The organism is Pseudomonas sp. Sample_10, from assembly GCF_004321495.1.
Taxonomy (GTDB): Bacteria; Pseudomonadota; Gammaproteobacteria; order Pseudomonadales; family Pseudomonadaceae; genus Aquipseudomonas.
On record NZ_RCOE01000257.1, the window covers coordinates 1 to 2,898 of the forward strand.

At 58.9% G+C, this 2,898-nt stretch carries 5 protein-coding genes and 1 pseudogene; 2 read left to right on the plus strand and 4 right to left on the minus strand.

What is annotated here, in order from left to right; genetic code table 11:
- The 4 genes from D8U18_RS25210 to D8U18_RS25225 form a co-directional block, all read right to left on the minus strand.
- Positions 1-193, minus strand: a 193-nt coding sequence (locus tag D8U18_RS25210; RefSeq protein WP_131108822.1) for an SEC-C metal-binding domain-containing protein, incomplete at its 3' end; no start/stop codon positions are given.
- Between the two features lie 5 nt (positions 194-198).
- Positions 199-684: an LEA type 2 family protein gene (locus tag D8U18_RS25215; RefSeq protein WP_130904376.1), complete on the minus strand. Its 486-nt coding sequence runs from the start codon at positions 682-684 to the stop codon at positions 199-201.
- A gap of 122 nt (positions 685-806) precedes the next feature.
- Entirely contained in the window at positions 807-1,283 is a 477-nt protein-coding gene (locus tag D8U18_RS25220) for a YchJ family protein (protein ID WP_056856135.1), read from the minus strand.
- Positions 1,284-1,286: 3 nt separating this feature from the next.
- Complete coding sequence (locus D8U18_RS25225; protein WP_056856134.1) at positions 1,287-1,784, minus strand: DUF6231 family protein; 498 nt, start codon at positions 1,782-1,784, stop codon at positions 1,287-1,289.
- 190 nt (positions 1,785-1,974) lie between these two features.
- Between D8U18_RS25225 and D8U18_RS25230 the strand changes: the two genes are divergently transcribed.
- On the plus strand, positions 1,975-2,670 hold the full coding sequence (locus D8U18_RS25230) for an OmpA family protein (RefSeq protein ID WP_130904374.1): 696 nt from the start codon (positions 1,975-1,977) through the stop codon (positions 2,668-2,670).
- Positions 2,671-2,759: 89 nt separating this feature from the next.
- A pseudogene (locus D8U18_RS25235) lies at positions 2,760-2,898 on the plus strand (OmpA family protein); the annotation flags it as partial.

Here is a 2,898-nt window from a genome sequence, read left to right on the forward strand (position 1 = left end):
CGTGGCACTTCTTGAATTTCTTGCCGTTGCCGCATGGGCAAGGGTCGTTGCGGCCAACGTCTTTCAAGGCATTGCGCACCGGTTCCTGGTGGGCGTGGCCGCAATTCGGGCCGTGTACATGACCATGGTCGTGATCATGATGGTCATGATCGTGGTTGCAGTCAGGGCCGTGGACATGGGGTTGCTGGGTCATCGGGGTTACTCCGGAATTAGATCGGCGGGGATTATCACGCCATTGCGCTCCAGGTGCACGTAGTGGGCGATGAATAAACCGGTTTCCATTTCACCTTCGAGGCGATAGGGAATGCCTTGCTCGGAGTTTTTCAACTGTTTGACCAGGTCTCTGACCTTGGGCCACAGGTTGGTGCGGATCGGCACTTTGTAAAAACGGCTGGCCTTGGGGCCGATGCTGATCCAGTGTTCATGCTCGCCATCGACCAGCAGGATGTCGCCCAAATGAATGCGGTATTCCATACCGCGTACGGTCAGCTCGTTTTCGCTACGGTTATCAATGCGAAAGTGCAACACGAAGCGTTGCTCCAGCAGTTTGGCGCGCACCACTTCCACCCGGGTCAGGTGCACTTCGGGGTCTGGCTCATCGCTGGCGAACCAGGACGCACAGCCGCCGAGCCCCAGACAAAGGGCAAGCATGAGCAGACATTGTGCGAATCGCCGGGTGATCATGGTCGTTCTTCTCCCTTGAACCCCAGTCTAGTCGTTAAAGGATCGCAGCCTTCGGCCACTCCTGCAGTGTGCAGGCAATCCCGTGCAGGAGCTGGCGAAGGCTGCGATCTTTTGCGGTCACCTCAAGCGCCGAAATAGCCCGAGCAGCATTTCTTGAACTTCTGCCCGCTGGCGCAAGGGCATGGATCGTTGCGACCGATGTCCAGTGGTACGGTGGGATCGATGAAGTACCAATGTCCAGCGTTCTGGACGAATGACGAGCGTTCACGATGACTGTGCTCGCCACTGCCGTCGTGCCAGCGCGCGGTAAAGGTCACGAACGCGTGTTCCGGCTGGCCGCCGAGCACTTCGGAGCTTTCCACCTCAAGGCCCAGCCAGGTGCTTTGGGCACTCCAGTCGCTGATCGATTGCCGGTCGAGTCCTGATTGCTGGGCGGGCAGGGTGGTCGCCACCAGATAGTCGATCAGGCCCAGCACATAGGCGCTATAGCGCGAGCGCATCAGGGCTTCGGCGCAAGGGGCCGGGTGGCCGGCATGGTAAGGACCGCAGCAGGCGTCGAGCAGGGTGCCGCTACCGCAAGGGCAAATGGATGTACTCATGCGTTACCACCAATATTTCCCGAAGTTTTCCGGATTGGCCCAAAAGCGCGAATTGAGCCAGTCCGGGACTTGTTTGTAGTCAAGCAGATCATAGGTGAAGAGGGTCAGCACCTGTTCGTCGCGCTGAAAGCGTTCGCTGGCTTGCAGGGCCAGGGAGAAAAAGTCCGTCTCCTGCCAGCCGCTGGCCGGTAAGTCGGCGAGGACGGCGATGCGGCTGGCGTTGAGATTGCGGATGCCGCCGAGCAAATTCAGGCCATCGCGCTTGGGCAAGTGTTCGAGGCAATCGACCACCAGCGCCAGGTCAAACCGGCGCGCCGCCAGTTCGGCCGGCAATGCTCCCGGCGCAGCATGCGCCACGCAGCTGTCGGGGTGGGCGAGCTTGAAGGCTTCAAGCGCCGGGAATTCGCTGGCGCCGATCAGCAGCAGGCGTGCAGGGGCGTAACGATCCAGCAAAGCGGCCAACGCCTGTTGTGGCGTGCGCGAAGAAATAGCTGCAATCATCGAAGTTCCTCAGTCAGGTCTGCCAAGACTAGCCTGCCCGCAAGTTCGAGCCTAGAGCGGCTTTCCCTGAAAAGAGATGATCTGCCGTGAACAGGGGACAAAACTGCAATGGCCTATTGCTGGCGGAGATTAAAACTCCGGTCTTTACTCCCTGAATCGGTTCTAAGCCGATCCTTCAGGAGAAAACTAGATGAGCATAGTTCGGACAGCATTACCCCTGGTTCTGCTAACCAGTGTGTTGACTGGTTGCGCAGGTTTGCAGAAAACCGACTGGCCGACCTGTGCGGCGGTCGGTGGTGTCGTAGGTGCGGGTCTCGGCGCGACCGAGAGCTCGTCGTGGGCAGGTTGGGGCGCGCTGGTTGTCGGTGGTACGGCGGCCGCTTATTGCTGGGTTCACGGTGACGGCGACGAAGACGGCGATGGTGTTCCGGACAGTCGCGACAAGTGCCCGGGCACACCTAGAGGCGTTCAGGTCGATGCCGATGGTTGCCCACCACCAGCACCTGCTCCAGTGGTTGAAGAAGTTGTAGTGGTCAAGGAAGAAACCATTGTCATTCGTGATGTCCACTTCCAGTTCGATAAAGCAACGCTCACGTCGTCCGACAAACTGGTACTCGACAAGATTGCCACTCGTTTGAAAGCGGAAGCCCCTACTGCCCGATTGACCGTAACCGGTCATACCGACAGCGTGGGCAGCGATTCCTACAACCAGAAACTGTCGGATAAACGCGCTCATTCGGTGGTTGAGTACCTCATCCAGCAAGGCGTGCCGCGCAGCAACTTTGTGTCTGTTACCGGTGCCGGTGAGAGCCAGCCGGTAGCCGAAAACAAAACTGCCGACGGTCGTGCACAAAACCGTCGTACGGAAATTAAAATCGAGCGCTAAGCCCCTCGGATCCCCGGCTTGTGCAGTCGCGGATGCGGGTCTTTACTCCTGTGTAACCGGCATCGGCCGGTGACACAGGAGCTTTGGAAATGAGCAATCTCACACGGACCGTCTTGCCGGTTCTGCTGCTGGGCAGCCTGTTGACCGGTTGCGCTACTCACAGTGATGGCACTGCCCCCCTCAATCAACGTACCTGGCCGATCTGCAGCGTCATTGGCGGACTGGTCG